The sequence below is a fragment of the Bacillus sp. JUb11 genome, assembly GCF_024807925.1.
Taxonomy (GTDB): domain Bacteria; phylum Bacillota; class Bacilli; order Bacillales; family Bacillaceae; genus Bacillus; species Bacillus altitudinis.
This window is the reverse complement of sequence record NZ_JANUEZ010000002.1, coordinates 21,097-41,224: the sequence shown is the minus strand read 5'-3', so window position 1 is coordinate 41,224 and position 20,128 is coordinate 21,097. Positions and strand designations below refer to the sequence as shown.

Here is a 20,128-nt window from a genome sequence, read left to right as displayed (position 1 = left end):
TGAAATCATACAAGAGGTGTTTCAATTGATCATAAAAGATATACCCGTCAGCCAAATAAATCCCGCTGCCTATCATCCACGTGTTGATCTGAAACCAGGTGACAAAGCATACGAAGAATTGAAAGCGTCGATAGAGCATTTCGGATATATTGATCCGCTTATCTGGAACGAGAAGACAGGTAATTTAGTAGGTGGACATCAAAGGTTCAAAATTTTATTAGAATCGAACCCAACTGAAATCAAAGTGTCTGTGGTTTCTTTGAACGAAAAAGAAGAAAAGGCGCTCAATATTGCATTAAACAAAATTGAAGGCGATTGGGATGAGGAAAAACTGGAGGCTCTTTTATCAGAGCTGAAGGAAAACAATTTTGATACAAACATCATTGGGTATTCTCAAGAAGAATATGAGGAGCTGCTAGAAAACCTGTCTGTAGACAACGGAAATACAGTTGTAGAAGATGATGACTTTGATGTTTCTGAAGCTCTATCACAAATCAGTGAGCCTGAAACAAAGTATGGAGATGTGTGGCGGCTTGGCCGCCACACCTTAGTATGCGGTGATGCCACAAAAGCGGCTGACGTTGATCGTCTAATGTCGGGATATAAAGCCGATCTAGTTATTACTGATCCACCTTATAATGTGGCTGTTAAAAGTGATAGCAAGAAGTTGAAAGATGATGGCCATGCATCGATCTTAAATGATTCGATGAATGATGATCAATTTGATTCATTTTTAAGAGAGATTTTTCTTAATTATTCAAGGATCATGGATGATAAGGCGGCTATCTATATTTTTCATGCTGCATCATATCAACGTGCTTTTGAAAATGAAATGCGTAATGCTGCTATTGATATAAGATCACAATGCGTTTGGGTGAAAAATTCACCGACATTTGGTTGGGCACAATACCGATATATGCATGAACCTGTTTTCTACGCATTTAAAAGAGGTTATTCCCCTAATTGGTACGGGGATAGAAAACAAACTACAGTTTGGAGAACGGATTTGACAGAAGAAACTGGTCCTGCAACTGTGTGGGAGGTTTCGCGTGGTGACACATCAAAGTATGTACACCCAACTCAAAAACCACTTGAGCTAATAAATATCCCATTGAGTAATAGCAGTAAAAAAGGTGATAAAGTGGTGGATTTCTTTGGGGGAAGCGGGTCAACTCTTATGACATGTGAGCAAACAGATAGAGAAGCTTTTTTATTAGAGCTTGATCCGTACTTCTGTGACGTTATTAAAAAGCGATTCACGGAATTCACAGGTATCACTCCAGAGCTTGTTGACTCGTTGTAAATAAAAAAAGAGGGTGCTGACAACACCCTCCCTTCAAAGACAGAAAGAAGCTCCCTGCCTAAGAGCGTGATCAAGACGCGGCCGCGTTTGTGGGAAAATATCACGCTCTCAAACCATATTGTAATGGAGGACAGGGAGTATGACAAGAGAAAATAAGAACATTTGTTCTCATTATGATGAAGAAAGAGAAGAAATGCTGCTTTTATTACAGGCTGAACAAGCTGAGGATATAGAGAAAGCCACTGCGAATTTAAGAAAGATCACGCAGGCAGGTATTGCACAATGGGTCAGAGATTTCAAAGCAGGAAACATCAAATTGACTACTGTGGAAGATCTGAAAAAACTCATTGAGTTAGAAATGTATTTACTCAAGAACGATGAAATTTGAAAACAACTCAAACTTAATTAAGCAGTTCGGAGGTGGGTGATATGTAATGGCTAGACCGCGAAATCCCAAAAGAGATCAGGCGTTCCAATTGTGGAAAGAAAGCAACGGAACCCGTTTGCTGAAAGACATTGCTGAAGAATTAGAGTGTTCACAATCGCTCATCCGCAAATGGAAGAACCAAGACTCTTGGGATGAGAAATTGAATGGTAAAGTTACTAAACCCAAAGAGAAAACCAATGGTAACGTTACTAAACGCCCTGGGGCTCCCAAAGGGAGTAAAAACGCCAAAGGGAATAAAGGTGGTAAAGCGCCACCAGGTAACCAAAATGCAAAAGGGAATACTGGTGGTGCTCCAAAAGGGAACAGAAATTCTGTGCGGACAGGTGAATATGAATCTATCATGTTCGATTATATGGACGACACAGAAAAAGAGCTCTTTGAGCAGATTGAGACCGATCCGCTCTATCAAATTGAATTGACCATACGTGAGCTTAGTATTCGAGAGCGGCGTATGATGCATAGAATCATGAAGTATGAAAATGGTTTAACCGATAATCAGCGACGTGTTCTTCAGCAACTTAGAAAAACAAAAGATGTCGCACCTTCGACAAGTGAGAATGGTGTTGTCAAATACGTTCCAATCATCAATGAACGTCTTGTAGTCACTGAGGTGGAAGAAACTCAATTACCTGTGATTGACCGCATCCTTGAAATAGAGGAAGCATTGACGCGAGTAACAGACAAACGTCTTAAAGCCATTAGGCAGAAACACGAAATTATGAAAACTATGTCAGAGCATGAATTGAGACTCAGAGGTCTTGATCTTGCAAACAGAACGAGAGAGGCAGAGCTGGAGCGGATCACCGCTCGACCTGTCGATGATTCGGTTCAAATTACTATAAAGAGAGCAAAGAAAAAAGGTGATGGCTGATGGTTCAAATGATGGAGAAGGAAGTCAATCCACACTTTGAAGATTTTCTCTTTGATTGGGATCAGAAGTTTCAATTCTTGGTGGGCGGTTATGGATCATCTAAGAGTTATCACATTGCCCTGAAGCTCATTCTGAAGTTACTAGATGAAAAGCGAACCGCTCTTGTGATTCGTGAAGTCTATGACACACACAGGGATTCAACCTTTTCGCTGTTTGAAGAGATCGTGAATGATCTTGGACTTGATCATGTCATTCAATGCCGGACTTCACCGCTCATGCTTAAATTCCATAACGGGAGCCGGATCATTTTCAAAGGTCTTGACAAGCCAACCAAATTGAAGTCGATCAACAACATCTCAATCATTTGGATTGAAGAGTGTTCTGAGGTTAAGTACGAGGGATTCAAGGAGCTGCTTGGTCGTTTGCGTCATCCAACGTTGCAGCTGCACATGATCTTATCAACGAACCCTGTCGGTCAGGATAATTGGACGTACAGACATTTCTTTAAGGATGATCAAAACAACCGATTTATCCTGGATGATGAAAGGTTATATAAAGAGCGAACGATCGCTATCAACGATACGTACTATCATCATTCTACAGCTGAAGACAACTTATTCCTTCCGGTCAGCTATATTAAGCAGCTGGATGAACTGAAAGAATATGATCCCGACCTTTATCGAATTGCGAGAAAAGGTCATTTTGGCATAAATGGAATTCGTGTGCTGCCACAATTCGAGGTGCAGCCGCATGAAGATGTGATGCTGGCCATCTCAAATATAAATCGGCCTTTACTTAGAGCGGGCATGGACTTTGGTTTCGTAGAGTCATATAACGCTTTGATTCGACTGGCTGTCGATCACGAGAAGAAATATCTATACATCTATTGGGAGTATTATCAAAAGGGCACAACCGATGATGAAACTGTACAAGAGCTCATCGAATTTGCCAAAACAAAAGAGCTGATCAAAGCAGATGCAGCTGAACCGAAAACAATCGCATACTTCAGGAAGATGGGATACAACATGGTGGCCGCTCATAAGTTTCAAGGATCACGCTTGCAGTACACCAAGAAGATCAAGCGGTTCAAGAAGATCATCTGTTCAGATGCATGCAAAAACACAATCTATGAGCTTCAGCCGCTTACTTACAAGACTGATAAAAACGGTAACATCATAGAAGACGAGTTTAAGATTGATCCCCATACGTTGTCGGCCATCTGGTATGCGCTTGATGACTATGAGGTAACGGACCTGAAAGAGAAACCAAAAGAGCGGACACGCCCGAACAGAGAAAGGAGGTCACGCTGATGAAAACGGTCAGAGCAACAGTGATGAAGGCCAATGTGTCTGAAACCACTAAGCAGATTTATGATGATGGATTTAATTACGATGCTGATGATGTGATCGAGCCGCCATACAATATCAAAGAGCTCAAACAAATGGCCGAGTATTCTACCATTCTTCAACAATGTATAGATGCATATAAAACAAATATTCTAGGCTTTGGCTTTGGGGTAGAATACGCCTTTGATTTTAATGCGGAAGATGTAAAACCGGTCAAAAAGAAGACAGCCGAGAAGGAATGGACAAGGCTTGAAGAGTTTGCCAGATATATGAACTATGATGAGTCAGCCGAAGTGGTCCTTGGTTATGTGATAGAAGACCGAGAGAAAACAGGTAATGGATTTGTCGAAGTGCTGCGAGAAGGTACAGGGAAACCTGCAGGTATTGAATATCTGGATGCACAATACTTACGAGTTTGTAAGCTGAGTGATCCTGTTGATGTCGAATTCCGATACACAGAAAGCGGACAAGTGAAGTCATTGCAACGGAAGAAAAGATTCAGGAAGTATGTGCAACAGGTCAACACTAAAAAAGTTTTCTTTAAGGAGTACGGCGATCCAAGGACAATGAACGCTGCTACGGGAGAATATAGCGAAAAAACTCCCCCTGAACTTGTAGCAAGCGAAGTCATTCACTTCAAGATTGGTAGCGGTACATATGGTGTTCCCCGTTGGATTGGTAACATCGTCAATATGTACGGAGCGCGAAAAGCTGAAGAGCTGAACTATCTGTACTTTAAACAAGGGCGGCATGTGCCGGCAGCCATCACAGTGGAAAATGGGATGCTTTCTGAATCGTCATATGAACAGCTGCAGGAATACATGAACGGCATCGAAGGATCAGACAATGCACATAAATTCCTGTTGCTCGAAGTGGAAGGGATTCCGAAGAAGGATGAGCTATCGAACGATGAAGAGCCGGCTAATGTGAAGGTGAATATAAAATCACTGGCCGAGATTCTTCAGGAGGATGCGCTGTTCCTTGAATACGACGAGAAGACGAGAAACAAGATACGTTCTTCTTTCCGTCTGCCGCCGATCTACACAGGCGAATCACAGGATTATAACAAGGCGACAGCTGACACCGCTCGAAAGACGACAGAGGAACAGGTATTTCAGCCAGAAAGAATGATCATCACAGGCAAGCTCAATACACTCTTTCTTCCTGATCTTGATCTCTGGCATGTGCGGCTCATTTTGAATGGTCCTGACTTTCGTGATCCGCTCGAAATCGCAAAGGTTCTTACGCCGTTTATTCAAGCAGGAGCGGTTTCGCCAAACGACCTGCGTGATCTGGCTGGGCGTATTCTTGGTAAGACACTTGAAGAATGGCCAGAGGAAGAATATCACCGACCAATTGAGGCTAAGCCAAAGGTATCAACTAGCTTGCTTGATACGGTTCTTCAAAAATCTGCGGGTTCCCAGGAAGATCTGATCCATCTCTTAAAAGATGTTAGGGATGAACTAGAGGAGATCCACAAATGAGCAAGATTGATCAACTGATAAAAAACATCAATACCTTTGTGCAAAAAGCGGAATCGGATGAGGTTGAAGAACTAGAAGCAGCTGTAGCTGATTTCCCTGAACTGAAGGACGTTCCCTCTTTGGTGGAAGAGTATGAGAAAACCACCGCAAAACTTCTCAGATTGCAACGCAGGACGTTTTTGAATGAACTGAATGGTTTTATATCCAAGGACGATTCGGAGACGTTAGAATCAATTCTAGCGTTCTTTCAAAATGACTTGTTTGCAGCTGATGAATTTACGGAGCTGTTTGGAAAAGAAACGGCTGTCTTTCTAACACTCACCGTCACACAGTTGGCTGAGAAGATCATGCATTCCATCGATGCAGATATTCCATTCAAGGTGCTTTCTGAGAAAACTGAACAGTGGATTGAATCATGGTCACAGGAATTGGCGCAGCTGATGCAGCTGAATACTCATACAGCCATAGAGCAAACGCTGAAAGAGGGCATCAAAGAGGGGCGCTCTATACAAGAAATTGAACTGGAGCTGAAGGACCTTCCTGAATTCAGCCGCAAGCGCGCACGTGTGACAGCTGTAACTGAAGTGTTGACCGCTTCTTCCGTAGCACAACATGAATCCTATGTCCAATCCCCGGCGGTAACGGGGAAGAAGTGGAAACACAGCGGCGGGAAAAAGAATCAGTCCAGAGAAAGTCATGTGCAGCTGGATGGCACGATCATTCCTTTGGATGAGGAATTCGAGATACCAGGCAGCGGAGAGCGGTGCATGTTTCCGAGAGATACACAACTCACGCCAAAAGAGCGGGTTAACTGCCATTGTGCGGTTGGTCCTGTGGTTGACCCTGTAATACTAGGATTGTCAGCTGAGGAAAAAGAAGAGATTAGAAGAAGAGTCTTACAAAACATGGAATGAAATAGTATAATATCCTCATTACTTTGGGAATGAGGGGAAATATGAGTTGGCTTGAGTTCTTTTCTTCAATACTTACTTCAGGTTCGTTAGCAACTATTATAGTGGTTTTGATTTTAAAACAACCTATAACAGTAATTCTTAGTAGAGTTGGTAATTTGTTGAGTTTTAAATATAAAGATATTCTTCATCTTGATTTTGCAAAAACTTTAGATGAAATTGAGCAAAATGAAGATGTAAAAGAAGATGAGCAACATGAAAGTGCCCCCAATAAAAATAGTCATAATAATGCTGAAACAAACGGACTGGATGTTGGATATGTAAAACATTATGAGCGTTTGGCAAAAAAGTCTCCTGAGGAAGCTGTTTATACAGCTTGGCTGGAGCTTGAGGCAGAATTAAGGTATGTAGTAGTTAGATTAAGCGAGAATAACTTAAGAGATATACCTGAAATAGTGAGAGATCTTCTGTACAAAGAACATATTTCTCAGAATATGGCTAATAACATTTTGGGCTTATGGAGTCTAAGAAATGATATTGTTAAAAACCCACATGCAGTGTTTCTTGATTATAAGGAAGCTATGAGATACTGTTCATCAGTAATTAAGTTAATTAAACAGCTGCAAAAAATTACTGGCGATTATTATATGAGTGGTGAAAAACTGTCTGATTAAAAGACAGTTTTTTCTTTTGAAAGGGGGTGAACATATGCCAAGGGAATTAATAAATGCAAAGATCACACACGTTTCATACGTGGACAAGGCTGCTAATCAAAAGCAGTTCTTTTTTATGAAGTCAGAAAAACAGCCAGACTTTCAAAAAGAGATCAAAGTCATTGCGAAGGCTGATGATGTGCAACGTCTTGTGTATGGAATTGTATACGAACCAAACGTAGCTGATGCACATGGAGACTTTATGACACCAGAAGAAATTGAGAAAGCGGCTCATGGGTTCCTGAAGGATGCACGTGAGATCGACAAGCAGCATGATTTCCAAGGCGGTGTCGGGGAAGTCGTTGAATCTTATATCGCTCCGTCTGACTTTGAAATGGGAGATGAGATGATCAAGAAAGGATCGTGGGTCCTTGTGACGAAGGCTTCCGATGAAATTTGGGAACAGATTCAAAAGGGTGAGATCACCGGATATTCAATGGCCGGAACAGCAGACATAGGAAAACAAGAGCGTGAGCCAGCTTCTGAAGAGAAGGGGCTTTTTTCTTTGCTCAAAAACTTCTTTTTATCAAAAGGAGAAGTAAAGAACAGATACGACAAAGGCCGCATGCGTCGTGAGTTTTGGGCGGCACAAGAGGCGCTGAATTCCGTTTTGTATAAATGGGATTCTTACGACGATGAAGACTTGGAGACTGATCCTGAAAAGGTGAGGGCAGCACTGCAAGATTTTGTGGAAATCACACAAGAGATTTTGCTTACTGATGACTTGGCTGGTATCCAAACTGATCCACCTAAAGAAGTCGCAAAAGCAGGTAAAAAGTTTTCAGCTGCTAACTTAACTGAATTGAAAAATGCAAGAGCCGCTATCGACAATCTGTTGAGTCAAGCGGAAGAGAAGGAGGAAGAAGAAGTGAACAAAGAAGATCTGCAAAAGATGCTAGATGAAACAATTGCACCAGTCGTAAAACGACTGGAAGACCTTGAAAAAGGCGAAGGCGAGCAGCAACCTGATCCGCAAGAAAAACAAATTGATGAAGAGGTCGCAAAAGAAATGGCCGCAGCTGTAGAAAAGGCATTGGCTCCAGTAGTTGAAAGAGTCGAAGCACTTGAAAAAGCACGTCCGCAAGGTAATGGTGTAGAGGATGCACAACAACAAGACTTACAAAAATCTGAAACTGTATGGGGCGGCTTGCTTTAAGCCAAGAAAAAGGAGGAACTAGAGTGAGAAATCAAGAGGTAATTAACAAAGCGGAAGTGACGCTTGGGACGTTAAAAACAGGCGGTCTAATGAATCCAACCCAATCTAGCACATTTATTCGTATGGTGCAAAATGCACCAACACTGCTACAAGATGCACGTGTCATTCCAATGGATAGCGATGCACAAAAAATCGAGAAAATTGGTTTTGGTCAGCGCATTCTACGTGCTGGTCAGGAAGGTGTAGGTTTAACTAATGAACAAAAGTCTGCGCCAACAACAAGCACTGTGGAGCTGAATGCAAAAGAAGTCATCGCTGAAGTAAATATCACATATGACACACTTGAAAACAACATCGAGGGTGATAATTTACAGAACACCATCATGCAAATGCTCGCTGAGCGTGCAGCCGTTGATATTGAAGAATTGATTTTGAATGGTGATACGAAATCTAGTGATGCATATCTAGCGCAACTTGATGGTATTCGTAAGCAAGCAACATCCCATATCGTAGATGTAGCTGGCGAACCACTTACACGCCAAGTATTCAAACAAGGATACAAAGCTGTTCCGCCAAAATACTTGCGAGTTCCACAAGAATTCCGTTTCTACACTTCCCCAGGACAAGAGGTCGAATGGAAAGACAAAGTAGCAGATCGTCAAACGAATCTAGGGGATGCAGCTGTACAAGGTGGACTTTCCTCCGCATTCGGTGTTCCAGTCAAAGGTATTGCAAACATGCAACCATATGGAATGGGAGAGGACGGCACAGATGTTTCGGACATCTTACTTACTCATCCGAAAAACATTATCCTTGGCTTCTCACGCAATATTCGCATTGAGGTTGAAAAGGATATCCGCAGACGTAAATTTATTATTGTTCTGACAGCGAAGCTAGACAGCAAATTTGAGGAAGAGGATGCTGTTGCTAAGATCATCAAGGTCAAGGAGTGATCAATATGTATACAGCTGAATTGATCAAAGGAAAGACATACTCTGTGATGGGGCATGTCTTTCATTTAAATCAGGAGAAAGAGATTGAGAAAAAGGTTTTTCAATATCTCGATGGCAATGACTTTTTCGCTTGTAAGAAAGTGAAAGCTCCTGCTGATGATTCAAAAACGGATGATGAACCAAAAGAAGATGAAGAGCCTGCGAAAGAGGAAGAAGAACCCCAACAAGAACAAAAAATCTACACTGAATCAGAACTGAAGGGCATGAACAAAACTGAACAAGAAGCCATTGTTATTGATCTTGGCGGCGATCCGACTCAGCTCAAAGATAAGAGTGAGAGAATTGCCTTCATCCTTGAGCGCCAAGAGCAACAAGAAAAAACAGGAGAGTAAGGCCGATGCTGATCTCTCCTGAAGAAGTTAGGGCGTATACCGTATTCGAGAGCGTGAAAAACCGCTCGGATGAACTATTGAAAAGTGACATCATTGAGGCTGAAGCTGAGGTATTTAAGATCGCAGGTCATGATTTCACAAGTGGAAAATATCAGCCGCTTCCTGAAAAAGCAAAGATCGCATTGATTAAAATGGCACAGTTTTTCGCATTGATCAACGGCGATGAATCAATTATCAAAGGGTACAAGTCTGAAAAAATTGGTGACTATTCATACACCTTGGCAGATGGTAACGCTGTTTCAAAGCCAGATGTGTATAACCTGTTGATAGATTTCTTTGAGCCGGGGGAACCGCCAGAAGATCCAGGCAACGTCAAATTGAGGTTGAGATCATTATGAGCTATCAATCATTATTAACGGATCGATGCGATATTTTCCACTTAAAGAATGAGCAGCTGTCAAAAGATCGTTTTGGTGTGCCGGTTCAGGATGCGCAGCCAATCTTTTCATATCCTGATGAGCCTGATCAAGTTGCGCAGCCATGTTATTTTTCGGAGAAAAACCAATCCATCACACAGCAGGAGCCAAACGCAACCATTCATCAATCGTACCTTGTTCATTTTCCTATTACTGCTGATGTCCGCCTGAACGATAAAGTGGTATGGGAAGGTATTACTTTGAAACTCCAAAAGCCCAGACGGATCAAAAATCACCACATTGAGGTGGTAGCGATGAGGAGTGAAAGCCTATGAGGATAGATGGTCTTGATCAATTCATTGAGGACTTGAATGCCGCTGTTAATGGCGGCTTGCAAGCTGAATATGAAGAATGGTTGGAAGCGATGGGTTATGAGTTCCTAGACATCGTTCAAGATGAAGTTATCCGTACAAAAACGGTGGATGCTCGTCGTTTGCTCAACTCATTCCAAAAAGGCGACCAAGAAAACGTCTTTTCGATGAGCAGTGGCGGTCTGACGTTGGATGTAGGGACAAACCTAGAATACGCGTCGTACACAAATGATGGTCATTTTACCATTGATCCCTCCAAGAATCAGGATAGACGATGGGTTCCTGGTAGATGGGTTGGTGCTCGTTTTGAATATGACCCAAATGCTGAAACAGGGATGCTCCTGAAATTTCAATGGGTTGAGGGGAGCGGCTATTGGGATAATGCACTTTCAATTTTTGAACAGATGTTTGAACAATCATTAGACCGCAAACTGCAGCAATGGATCGATGAACAATTTGGCGGTGATTAAATGAATCAAGAAGTCGGCGCCATCATGAATTATTGTTACAAGCAGTTTCCGGTGAAAGTATATGAAAAAGAGATTCCTGAACAGTTTCAGGTCCCATCGATGTACTTTCCTGCAGCATGGACAAATACAAAAAACGATACTGTTTCAACGTTTCTTAAAACCTACACGCTGCATATTAAAGTGTTTCACAAAGATTCTGGACAGGCTCATGATGCAGCTGAATCGATTGTAGATGCCTTGTCAGCTGATCGGAATATTATTCCGATGGTCAGTGAAGAAGGTGAACCGCTCGATCAATATGTTCGCATTAAGAGGGCAGAAACTAGGAATGGTGATCAAGGCGTGGCAACGATTGTCCTCACATGGGATAGCGCCTATTGGTACAACCGAGAAGAGCAACCGAGCCTAGACGACATAAATTTTTCAGATGGGGTGATAAAAAGTGGCCAAGAATAAAAATGAATCACAGGTGAAAGAAGAGAAAGTCGCTCCAGTTCTTCCTAAAGAAGCAGCATTTTCATTTGAAGCCTTGAAAGAGCACAGCAAGGAATTGTTTGGCGTAAAGCCAGAAATTCTTGAAGGTGCTCTTTTTTATATCAAAGATCAACCAATTACAAAAACAGAAGCAAAGAAGCAGATTGATGCTTTTTTGTCTAAGGAGGTTTAAGCATGAATGGAGGTACTTTTACACCAGGTACAGAAAAGAAGCGCCCTGGTATCTACTTCAATTTCAAAACCACAGCACAGCAACGTATCACTTTAGGTGATCGCGGAACCGTTGCACTTCCAATCACAATGAGCTGGGGAGAGCCTAAGTCGTTCATCTCTATCTCAGGCATCGAGGACTTAAATAAAAAAGTCGGATTAAATATCGATGACAAGTCACTGCTTCTTTTCCGAGAAGCGAAGAAAAAAGCACAAACGGTCTTGCTTTACCGTCTGAATGAAGGTGAGCCAGCAAAGGCTCAGATCAGAGAGAATTTCAACGTTCTTGCTAATTATGGTGGACAGAAAGGGAATGAGGTCACGATCCAAGTCACTGAAAACGTATTGGATAGCTCCAAGCGTGATGTGGTGACTTACGTTGGTACAGACATTGTTGATAAGCAGGTTGTCACTGATGTCAAAGAGCTGAAGCAAAACAAATATGTTTCATTCTCCGGTGAAGGTGAAGTGACGATCACCGCTGGTGTAACACTAAGCGGCGGGAAAAATGGTGTGCCAAGCGTGGCAGATTATACAGCTTTCTTAGAAGCAGCTGAAACAGAATACTTTGACGTGATCGCGCTGCCTAATAACACTAGCGAGCAACTAAAAGCAACATTTGTGGCCTTCGTCAAACGTTTGCGTGATGATCAAGGGCGTAAGGTGCAAGGTGTTTTACCGAACTATGCAGCGGATCATGAAGGAATTATCAATGTCACAAGTGGTGTGCTGCTAGAAGATGGCACAGAGATCACGCCAGCCAAAGCAACTGCATGGGTTGCCGGTGCGTCTGCAGGAGCAAACTTCAATCAGTCGTTAACCTTTGTTGAATATGAAGGGGCTGTTGATACGTTAGAACGTCTTGATAATGATCAAGTGGAATACCGCTTGTCGCAAGGCGAATTCTTGTTCACGTTTGATGCTCGTGATCGCACAGTAAGCGTTGAGAAGGACATCAACTCTCTGACAAGCTATACAACGGAGAAAAACAAGACATTCGGGAAAAACAAAATCATTCGTGTGCTCGATGCGATCAACAACGATCTCACTCGCGAATTGAAGAATCTGATTAAATTACGTAAAGCCAACGGAAATGACATTCCGGCATCTGATGATGGGCTGCAGCTGGTGAAAACACTCATCACGCAATATCTCACGCAGCTCCAAGATGGATCTGGAATCACTGGCTTTGACTCTGAGACTGACATCATGATCGCTTTAAATGAAGATCGTGACGGTTTCTTGATTGATCTAGCTGTTCAACCAGTTGATGCAGCTGAAAAATTCTATTTCAATGTAGAGGTGAGATAAGATGGCTTTTAAAGCGCAGAATACCATTTCAGGTAAGGAAGGACGCTTATTCCTCGATGGTGAGGAAATGGCGTTCATTAAAACGTTTGAGGCGAACGTGGAGAAGAATAAATCAGAGGTCAATGTCATGGGCCGCCGAATGACTGGTCATAAAACAACGGGGGCAAATGGAACAGGAACGGCGACATTCTATAAAGTCACATCACGTTTCGTTCAGCTCATGCTCAACTATGTGAAGAAAGGGGAAGACCCATACTTCACTATTCAAGCTGTACTGGATGACAAATCATCCGGCCGCGGCACAGAGCGTGTCACATTATTTGATGTGAACTTCGATTCTGCAAAGATCGCGGGGCTTGATGTGGATTCAGAAGCACTGGAAGAAGAGGTTCCTTTCACGTTTGAGGACTTTGATCTTCCTGAGAAGCTGAAGGATTCCTTTTAAAATTTAATCACTATAGAAAATGTAACAAAAGAACTGACTAGTGAATGTTTTTAAATAAAGTATTTTCACTTTTTTTGTACAAATATGATATACTTTTGATAAATGGGATACATGGGATAAAAGGGATAATAGTGAACCCTCCCTTTTCATTTTGAGAAAAAATTTGTTTACATGCAAAGCAATTTGCATAAAATAAAAAGAAGCCAGGATGCGTCAACATCCCGGCAATGTACAATGAGGCCCTTCAAGGGGCTGGCTTAAATCAGGTGAAGCAACAAGGATAGGCAATCCCTACGAACTTACCAGGCTCAAGGGAGGCCTATTTTTTGTTTATATACGTCAACAGGGCAAGGATAAACATCCCAAATAAAAGCATGAGCGAAATCGCTTGAAACGTTGACATAAGCATCACCCCCTTTCTTACGGGGATGAGCCAGACCACCCTTGAGTAAGCCGTTCAATTGTACGATTTATATTATACATGAAAACATTGGAAAGCACATTCAAAAAATGGATGTGCTTTTTTGTATTCAAAAAAACAAATCAAAGGGAGTTTTTAAACATGAGCGAAAAACAAACAAACAACACATATGATCTTTCATTCTTTATGCCAGGACAAACAACAGAAGCGGAAGAGGTCAAATCAATCATTTCAAAGCGTTTCGTTGATAAAGAAGGTAAAGTGATTCCATTCGTATTCAAAGCGATCACAACAGAGCGCATCGATGAACTGGAGAAAGAAAACACGACTTTCAAAAATGTTAAAGGTCGTGGACGTGTAAAAGACTTGGATTCTCAACGCTTCTATGCACGTATTGCGGTTGAATCAACTATTTACCCTGATTTCAAATCAAAAGAACTGCGCGAAGCATACAGCACACAAGATCCAGTCGAAGTGGCAAAGCGTGTCCTGTCTGTCGGCGGTGAATATGCGAACTGGTTAAACAAAGCCATTGAGGTCAACGGGTTTGAAGATGAAATTGAAGACTTAGAAACTGAAGCAAAAAACTAATAAAAGACGGGAACAAAGAGGCTGTGTATCTCTATTACTGCATGCATGAGCTTCATTACTCCCCGTCTGAACTCTTAGAGGTCTATGAAGCGCCAAGGCAATTCAAGGCCTTTTTGTTTGGGTTGATAGCCCACAAACTTGAAGTGTTAGAAAAAGAATCGAAGAAAGGGGGATAAGACATGGCTCGTTTGACAGCTCGGTTTGATTTACAAGACCGCATCACGCGTAAATTGCGTTTGATCAGAGGGGACCTAGAACGACTTGATAGATTGCGCCGCAGATCAGAGCGGCCAATCACTTTAAGAATCAGGGACAATGCCACAATTGCATTAAGACGTGTGCAGCGGTTTGTATTGCGCGATCTTGCGCGAACTTATCAGCTGACGCTTGATGTAAATGATCTGGCCACAAAAGCACTACGAAAGTTCAATGGCTTCTTACAACGCAAGATGCCGCGTACTCATAGTGTGCTGATGCGCATTAAAGATCAGGCAACACCAGGACTTGTTCGGTTGCGTCGTTACATCGATCGGAAATTTGGTAAAGTAGAACGGTTTGCCATAACGGTTCATGATCGTGCAACCGCAGGGATCAGACGTATTGCTTCATATGCAGCGCGTCAGCTTGGCCGGGGCTACAGCTATACCATTAGAGCCGTTGATATGGTTCGACGAACAGTCAGTCGTATAGCGTCTTATACACGGAACACGTTAGGGACTGAATACAGGGTGGCGATCAATGCGATCGACCGTTTCACCGCTCCAGTACGTGGAGCTGTCTCATTTGCAAATACCCATTTGGGACGGACTTACACAACCACAATCAAGGTCCTTGATCTTATCACAAAGCCATTGAGAGGGATCGTGTCAGCTGTCACCAGCACACTTGGTTTGCTTGGAGTGGGTGCCGGTGCAACAGGTGGTATTGTCGTGCCGCTCAAAATGGTAGCGGATCGACAGAACATGACCACGGCTTTTGAAACACTGCTCGGCAGCAGAGGAAAAGCAGATGCACGTCTGGACGAGCTGACAGCCTTTGCCGGGCAAACGCCATTTACTCGTGATGAGATTTTCGAGTCAAGTCGTGTCCTTCAAGTATTCACAGGGAACGCTCTATCGACTACAGAAGGCATGAAGCTAGTCGGGGACGTTGCTGCAGGTGTTCAACGGCCATTTTCCGAAGTTGCGTTATGGATGGGGCGTTTATATGACGGCATTAAATCGGGGCGTCCTATCGGTGACGCAACGGCAGCTTTGCAAGAAATGGGGGCGATCTCTGGTGATGCCAGGGGTAAGCTCGAAAAACTTGCCAAGAGCGGAAAAGACATCTCCAAAACGTGGCCAGAAGTCACGAAGGAATTTGGCAAATACAACGACATGATGATCAAAATGTCGGACAACCTAGCCAACTTGTTCTTGGGTGTTAAATCATTCATCAACAACTCTATTTTGATGCCGTGGGGTAAGGGACTAGCAGCTGCGTTTCAGCCCGCTCTCGAAGCATTTAGAACGTGGCGTGGGGAATATTCCTTTGTGCTGACTGATCTATCAAACAAAGCTGAAAAGGCTGGTAAAGCCTTTGCGAAGAGCTTTTTAAATCCCACCAAAAGCGTATTCGGATTTATTGGTGATCAGTTCAAAATTTTGTTCCCAGGAGAAAAACTCTCCAAGAAGCAGACACAAGAACTGAAGGTCAAATTTAAAGACAATCCTAAGTTGAAGAAGCACTTTGAACAGCTAGAAAAATACAGAAAAATGGACTTTGAAACTCGGTGGAAGCTTGTCCTTGATAATACGAAAGACGTATTTGGCCAATGGTGGGAGAAGACGGGGAAACCTGGTCTTTTCAAAATGGCCGAGAATGTCGGGAAGACTTACGGTGGCATCATAAACGGTGTGATCAATGGTCTACTTGGTATTGATGACAAATCATCCGAGGACAGTTTCACTGATGCAGGAGCAAAGGCAGGAAAGATATTCATTGAATCGTTTCTTGAAGCTCTTGATCCTGTGCAATTAGGTATTCGGATCGCCAAGAAAATTGGCGAGATCAACTGGAATGCCCTAACAGGAGAAGGATCAATTGCTGGTGCTTTGATTGCTAATGCATTTGCACTCGCATTCCTCGGAAAAGTGGCCACGTTATTAAAGCCGCTCAAATCCATTCTTTCTGGCGCTTTTGCTGCCTACAAATGGGGAAAAGGTTTAAGAGGAGGAATGGGAGCAGGAACAAGCGGTGGTGTAATCGGAGGAGCTGGAGGAGCAGGGCGACCGCCAAGGAACCCAAGACCTCCTGAATATCGCCAGCCTTGGATCAATAGAGGTGAGCCGGTACGTCCAACAACTCCAAACCAAGGGCGTGGCGGTGGATTCTTAGGGAATATTGGTAAAGGCGCAAAGAGCATCGGAAAACGTATTCCTATTCTCGGTACACTGATTGCGGCCACAGAACTGATCGGCATCAACAATGATAATAAAGGTGAAAAGATCGGTGGATTCACAGGAAATCTAGGAGGCGGTATCGGTGGAGCTGCAATCGGAACAATGATCGCACCTGGTATCGGAACCGTTATCGGTGGAATCTTAGGGAGCATCTTTGGCGGTGATCTTGGCAAATGGATTGGAAAGATGTTCGACAATGGAACCATCAAGAAGAAATGGGACGAGATCGTCAAATGGTCAGAGGATGCAATCAAGTGGATTAAAGATACATGGAAAGATATTTCTACTTGGTTCAATGACAACGTTGCTGAACCAATTGGTGGTTTTTTTGAAAAAGCATGGACAAAAATTAAAACCACTTGGGAGAAAGTCTCTAACTGGTTCATGGAAAAAGTATTCATACCTATCTATAACTTTGTTGTACCAATCATCAACTTTGTGGTTGGTGTTTTCACCGTTGCTTGGAACATTATTAAAACCATATGGGGTGTTGCATCAACTTGGTTCATGGAAAAGGTATGGAAACCATATGGTCAATATGCAGTAGAAGCCATTGGATGGGTATGGAATAAACTTGTTGATACATGGAATTGGATCAAAGAGACATGGGGAGTATTGTCTGAGTGGTTTAATGAATATGTGTGGACACCATTTAAGACATATGGCATTCCAGCTATCATGTTTATCTGGAATCTATTCAAAGGTACATGGAACTGGATTAAAACAACATGGGTGATACTTGCAGCTTGGTTTGATGAGTATGTGTGGCAGCCGTTTAAAACTTACGCTTTGCCAGCCATTATCTTTATATGGATTTTGTTTAAAAATACGTGGAATTGGATTAAAACCACTTGGATTATACTTGCCAAATGGTTTGATGAGTACGTTTGGCAGCCATATAAGAAATATGCAGAGCCGGCAATCTCCTTCGTTTGGGAGAAATTCCAAGATGCCTGGAGAATTATCAAGGGTATTTGGAAAACAGTGAGTGGATGGTTTGAAGAGAAAGTATTTAAACCGTTGAAGGGTCATGCTGAAAAACTCACAGAAATATGGAATGGGTTTTTCGGTTTAGTTGGTAAAGTGGTTGGTAAAGCAAAAGAGATTACTGGAAAAGGATTTAAATTCTTTGAAGGAATAGGTGAAGAAAAAACAGGTATGAAAAAAGTCCCTACTAAGGGGAAAAAGCCAGATCAGAGAGCCACCGGTGGTTATATCACAAAGCCAACACTTTCATGGATCGGCGAGGCTGGGAAAGAGTTTGTCATCCCGACTGAAAACAACCGAGGACGAGGGAAGATGTTGCTTGCTCAGGCTGCTTCACATCTTGGAATGTCCGTAGTGCCGAGCGGTGCTTCACCAACATCTCCAGCAAGCTCATCTTCTCCAATGAGACCGGCAGCTGCTTCATCAGTTTCCACTTCTGCAAGTGGCTCAGTATCAATTGGAGACGCGGGCAACGCATCAAAATACGGGGAACAGTTTAGCACTGATTTTGAAAAAGGGTTAAACAGCAAAGGCGTTTCGCTTGAACAGTGGAAACAAGCCAATATCAAGCAACCATTTACTCAAATTCAGACATCGACTCCGCAGTATGGAGCGCAAACTGTCACCGGCTTTGCTGCAGGTCAAAACATGACACCAACTGGCACAGGTCAATTCTTAGATCAAAATGTAAGACAACCTTTCTTATCCGCTCGCCAAGAGTCACCTACCTGGGGAGCAGGAATGATTGACGCATTTAATAGCGGTATGAGGTCAAAAGGAAGTGAAGTGACACAAGCGGCTAAGGACATGGCCAAGAAGGTAGAACAGGCGTTTAGGGAAGAGCTAGACATTCATTCTCCTTCACGTGTCATGATGAGTCTTGGAAAATTCGCATCGATCGGAGTCGTCAAAGGTCTTGATTCAGTTGACGTGAAGAAATTCGCAGAGAATCAAGCTGGTTCCTTAATCGCTGCATTTAGTGGTATGGGTGCATCTAATCTGAGTGTTCAACAATGGCTCATGGCTGCTCTAATGGCAACCGGCACATCTATGAGCTGGCTACCTGGTTTGATGACGATTGCGCAGAATGAGTCACGTGGAAACCCGAAAGCGATCAACCTATGGGATTCTAATGCGAAGAGAGGAACGCCGTCTAAAGGATTGATGCAGACCATTGATCCGACCTTTAACTCTAATAAAGTCAACGGCATGAACGACATCTGGAACCCAATCCATAATGCTGCAGCTGCTATCAACTACATCAAAGGCAGATATGGAAGTGTCTATAATACGCCTGGATTAAGAAGTATCAGAAATGGCGGACCATATAAGGGTTATGCAAACGGTGGTCTAATCACGCAAGAGCAAATCGCCAGAGTCGGTGAAGGAAACAAGCGTGAATGGATTATTCCTGAAGAGCGTGGCATACGTGGTCGCTACTTGTTGGCTCAAGCTGCACAGGCTTTAGGAATGGACGTATACGATCCGGCCACTGCTGCATCATCTGAGCTTTCACAAGGGCAGGTGCAAACAGTAACAGCTGGCACAGCAAATGCACCGTCTGCTTCCAGCGGATCAAAACAGGTCATCATTAACTTTAATGGTGATCAGCACTTCCATAACGGCCAAGATGAAGATTCACTTGTTGAAAAGATCAAACGATCAATAGCTGAAGAACTAGAAGTCGAGATCAACACAGGAACGAAGGGAGTCGTGATCGATGGCTAAATCAAAATATCAATTATGGATTTCGCAAGGGAAGGACAAACTGCGATTCCCTGTTCTTCCTGAGAAATTAGAACTCAATAACAACGTACAAATTGAATCTATCAAAGTATCAAAATTTGGCGAGCTCACATTCTTGGATGTACCAGGAGCTCGTCAAATTTCATTTACAGCCTTTTTTCCGAAGAAGTATACACCGATCGCTGAATATAAAAGCATTCCATCACCAGAGAATGCAATAGCCAAAATTGAACGAATGATGCGTTCAAAGAAGCCTGTACGCTTTATTGTCACAGGGACCAAAATCAATATGCAATGCAGCATAGAGAGTTTTAACCATAGCGAAGGTACTTATGATGTGGGCGATCGTGAATTTACGCTGCAGCTGAAGGAATACAAAACCGCATCACCTAGAAAAATCAAACGAAAAGCCAAAAAGAGCAGCAAAAAACGCAGCTCAAAAGGCGCACCAAAGGTGTACACCGTTAAAAAGGGTGATACATTGTGGGATATTTCTGGTCGCTTCTATGGTGACAGCACAAAATGGCGGCGCATTTGGAATGCGAATAAAGCCGCGATGATCAAACGAAGTAGACGCAATATTAGACAACCAGGGCATTGGATTTTCCCTGGTCAAAAATTAAAAATACCACAATAGGGGGGCTGAC

At 42.8% G+C, this 20,128-nt stretch carries 22 protein-coding genes; 21 read left to right on the top strand and 1 reads right to left on the bottom strand.

Going from position 1 to position 20,128, the window contains the following annotated elements; all coding sequences use genetic code 11:
- Window positions 1-25 precede the first annotated feature (25 nt).
- The 17 genes from M2369_RS03295 (at window position 26) to M2369_RS03215 (ending at window position 13,295) form a co-directional block, all read left to right on the top strand.
- Complete coding sequence (locus M2369_RS03295) at window positions 26-1,303, top strand: site-specific DNA-methyltransferase (protein WP_056702460.1); 1,278 nt, start codon at window positions 26-28, stop codon at window positions 1,301-1,303.
- Between the two features lie 139 nt (window positions 1,304-1,442).
- Window positions 1,443-1,691 carry a hypothetical protein gene (locus tag M2369_RS03290; RefSeq protein WP_259253390.1) on the top strand — a complete coding sequence of 83 codons (249 nt, stop codon included), beginning with the start codon at window positions 1,443-1,445 and terminating at the stop codon, window positions 1,689-1,691.
- 46 nt (window positions 1,692-1,737) lie between these two features.
- Entirely contained in the window at window positions 1,738-2,622 is an 885-nt protein-coding gene (gene terS / locus M2369_RS03285; protein ID WP_056702456.1) for a phage terminase small subunit, read from the top strand.
- Window positions 2,623-2,633: 11 nt separating this feature from the next.
- Window positions 2,634-3,932, top strand: coding sequence for a PBSX family phage terminase large subunit (locus M2369_RS03280; RefSeq protein ID WP_162242775.1), 1,299 nt, complete (start codon window positions 2,634-2,636; stop codon window positions 3,930-3,932).
- Complete coding sequence (locus tag M2369_RS03275; protein WP_056702451.1) at window positions 3,932-5,452, top strand: phage portal protein; 1,521 nt, start codon at window positions 3,932-3,934, stop codon at window positions 5,450-5,452. Before M2369_RS03280 ends, M2369_RS03275 begins: the two co-directional genes overlap by 1 nt.
- Window positions 5,449-6,366 carry a phage minor head protein gene (locus M2369_RS03270; protein WP_056702448.1) on the top strand — a complete coding sequence of 306 codons (918 nt, stop codon included), beginning with the start codon at window positions 5,449-5,451 and terminating at the stop codon, window positions 6,364-6,366. Before M2369_RS03275 ends, M2369_RS03270 begins: the two co-directional genes overlap by 4 nt.
- 41 nt (window positions 6,367-6,407) lie before the next feature.
- A complete protein-coding gene (locus M2369_RS03265) occupies window positions 6,408-7,037 on the top strand; it encodes a hypothetical protein (RefSeq protein WP_034623542.1) in 630 nt (209 codons plus the stop codon).
- 34 nt (window positions 7,038-7,071) lie between these two features.
- A complete protein-coding gene (locus M2369_RS03260; RefSeq protein WP_056702445.1) occupies window positions 7,072-8,232 on the top strand; it encodes an XkdF-like putative serine protease domain-containing protein in 1,161 nt (386 codons plus the stop codon).
- Window positions 8,233-8,255: 23 nt separating this feature from the next.
- Window positions 8,256-9,185 (top strand): phage major capsid protein, encoded by a 930-nt coding sequence (locus M2369_RS03255; protein ID WP_056702442.1) that lies wholly within the window; start codon window positions 8,256-8,258, stop codon window positions 9,183-9,185.
- Window positions 9,186-9,190: 5 nt separating this feature from the next.
- Window positions 9,191-9,577, top strand: coding sequence for a YqbF domain-containing protein (locus M2369_RS03250; protein ID WP_056702440.1), 387 nt, complete (start codon window positions 9,191-9,193; stop codon window positions 9,575-9,577).
- A 5-nt stretch (window positions 9,578-9,582) separates the two neighbouring features.
- Window positions 9,583-9,975 carry a protein YqbG gene (gene yqbG / locus M2369_RS03245; RefSeq protein WP_056702438.1) on the top strand — a complete coding sequence of 131 codons (393 nt, stop codon included), beginning with the start codon at window positions 9,583-9,585 and terminating at the stop codon, window positions 9,973-9,975.
- A complete protein-coding gene (locus M2369_RS03240) occupies window positions 9,972-10,328 on the top strand; it encodes a DUF3599 family protein (protein WP_056702436.1) in 357 nt (118 codons plus the stop codon). The genes yqbG and M2369_RS03240 overlap by 4 nt, the downstream gene beginning before the upstream one ends.
- Window positions 10,325-10,834 (top strand): HK97 gp10 family phage protein, encoded by a 510-nt coding sequence (locus tag M2369_RS03235; protein WP_056702429.1) that lies wholly within the window; start codon window positions 10,325-10,327, stop codon window positions 10,832-10,834. Before M2369_RS03240 ends, M2369_RS03235 begins: the two co-directional genes overlap by 4 nt.
- Entirely contained in the window at window positions 10,835-11,290 is a 456-nt protein-coding gene (locus tag M2369_RS03230) for a phage tail terminator family protein (protein ID WP_056702428.1), read from the top strand. It abuts the gene before it with no gap.
- Between the two features lie 13 nt (window positions 11,291-11,303).
- Window positions 11,304-11,501 (top strand): YqzN/YkzM domain-containing protein, encoded by a 198-nt coding sequence (locus M2369_RS03225; RefSeq protein WP_056702955.1) that lies wholly within the window; start codon window positions 11,304-11,306, stop codon window positions 11,499-11,501.
- Window positions 11,502-11,503: 2 nt separating this feature from the next.
- Window positions 11,504-12,850 carry a phage tail sheath family protein gene (locus M2369_RS03220; RefSeq protein ID WP_056702427.1) on the top strand — a complete coding sequence of 449 codons (1,347 nt, stop codon included), beginning with the start codon at window positions 11,504-11,506 and terminating at the stop codon, window positions 12,848-12,850.
- Between the two features lies 1 nt (window position 12,851).
- Window positions 12,852-13,295: a phage tail tube protein gene (locus M2369_RS03215; RefSeq protein WP_056702426.1), complete on the top strand. Its 444-nt coding sequence runs from the start codon at window positions 12,852-12,854 to the stop codon at window positions 13,293-13,295.
- 319 nt (window positions 13,296-13,614) lie between these two features.
- Here M2369_RS03215 and M2369_RS03210 read toward each other — a convergent pair whose 3' ends face one another.
- Window positions 13,615-13,671: a putative holin-like toxin gene (locus M2369_RS03210; RefSeq protein WP_229200408.1), complete on the bottom strand. Its 57-nt coding sequence runs from the start codon at window positions 13,669-13,671 to the stop codon at window positions 13,615-13,617.
- Between the two features lie 186 nt (window positions 13,672-13,857).
- On the opposite strand from M2369_RS03210, the gene M2369_RS03205 reads away from it, so the two are divergent.
- The 4 genes from M2369_RS03205 to M2369_RS03190 are packed head-to-tail and all read left to right on the top strand — an operon-like array spanning window position 13,858 to window position 20,118.
- Window positions 13,858-14,307 carry a phage tail assembly chaperone gene (locus M2369_RS03205; RefSeq protein WP_056702424.1) on the top strand — a complete coding sequence of 150 codons (450 nt, stop codon included), beginning with the start codon at window positions 13,858-13,860 and terminating at the stop codon, window positions 14,305-14,307.
- A 23-nt stretch (window positions 14,308-14,330) separates the two neighbouring features.
- Window positions 14,331-14,483 carry a hypothetical protein gene (locus tag M2369_RS03200; RefSeq protein WP_226650603.1) on the top strand — a complete coding sequence of 51 codons (153 nt, stop codon included), beginning with the start codon at window positions 14,331-14,333 and terminating at the stop codon, window positions 14,481-14,483.
- A gap of 3 nt (window positions 14,484-14,486) precedes the next feature.
- Window positions 14,487-19,463: a transglycosylase SLT domain-containing protein gene (locus M2369_RS03195; protein ID WP_056702422.1), complete on the top strand. Its 4,977-nt coding sequence runs from the start codon at window positions 14,487-14,489 to the stop codon at window positions 19,461-19,463.
- Complete coding sequence (locus tag M2369_RS03190; RefSeq protein WP_056702419.1) at window positions 19,456-20,118, top strand: LysM peptidoglycan-binding domain-containing protein; 663 nt, start codon at window positions 19,456-19,458, stop codon at window positions 20,116-20,118. The genes M2369_RS03195 and M2369_RS03190 overlap by 8 nt, the downstream gene beginning before the upstream one ends.
- The last annotated feature ends 10 nt before the right edge of the window (window positions 20,119-20,128 follow it).

Bases quoted from the DNA above. Each gene is read 5' to 3' on its own strand.
- M2369_RS03290 (WP_259253390.1), top strand. From the start codon at position 1,443: ATGACAAGAGAAAATAAGAACATTTGTTCTCATTATGATGAAGAAAGA.
- terS (WP_056702456.1), top strand. From the start codon at position 1,738: ATGGCTAGACCGCGAAATCCCAAAAGAGATCAGGCGTTCCAATTGTGG.
- M2369_RS03280 (WP_162242775.1), top strand. From the start codon at position 2,634: ATGGAGAAGGAAGTCAATCCACACTTTGAAGATTTTCTCTTTGATTGG.
- M2369_RS03275 (WP_056702451.1), top strand. From the start codon at position 3,932: ATGAAAACGGTCAGAGCAACAGTGATGAAGGCCAATGTGTCTGAAACC.
- M2369_RS03270 (WP_056702448.1), top strand. From the start codon at position 5,449: ATGAGCAAGATTGATCAACTGATAAAAAACATCAATACCTTTGTGCAA.
- M2369_RS03265 (WP_034623542.1), top strand. From the start codon at position 6,408: ATGAGTTGGCTTGAGTTCTTTTCTTCAATACTTACTTCAGGTTCGTTA.
- M2369_RS03260 (WP_056702445.1), top strand. From the start codon at position 7,072: ATGCCAAGGGAATTAATAAATGCAAAGATCACACACGTTTCATACGTG.
- M2369_RS03250 (WP_056702440.1), top strand. From the start codon at position 9,191: ATGTATACAGCTGAATTGATCAAAGGAAAGACATACTCTGTGATGGGG.
- yqbG (WP_056702438.1), top strand. From the start codon at position 9,583: ATGCTGATCTCTCCTGAAGAAGTTAGGGCGTATACCGTATTCGAGAGC.
- M2369_RS03240 (WP_056702436.1), top strand. From the start codon at position 9,972: ATGAGCTATCAATCATTATTAACGGATCGATGCGATATTTTCCACTTA.
- M2369_RS03235 (WP_056702429.1), top strand. From the start codon at position 10,325: ATGAGGATAGATGGTCTTGATCAATTCATTGAGGACTTGAATGCCGCT.
- M2369_RS03230 (WP_056702428.1), top strand. From the start codon at position 10,835: ATGAATCAAGAAGTCGGCGCCATCATGAATTATTGTTACAAGCAGTTT.
- M2369_RS03220 (WP_056702427.1), top strand. From the start codon at position 11,504: ATGAATGGAGGTACTTTTACACCAGGTACAGAAAAGAAGCGCCCTGGT.
- M2369_RS03215 (WP_056702426.1), top strand. From the start codon at position 12,852: ATGGCTTTTAAAGCGCAGAATACCATTTCAGGTAAGGAAGGACGCTTA.
- M2369_RS03205 (WP_056702424.1), top strand. From the start codon at position 13,858: ATGAGCGAAAAACAAACAAACAACACATATGATCTTTCATTCTTTATG.
- M2369_RS03195 (WP_056702422.1), top strand. From the start codon at position 14,487: ATGGCTCGTTTGACAGCTCGGTTTGATTTACAAGACCGCATCACGCGT.
- M2369_RS03190 (WP_056702419.1), top strand. From the start codon at position 19,456: ATGGCTAAATCAAAATATCAATTATGGATTTCGCAAGGGAAGGACAAA.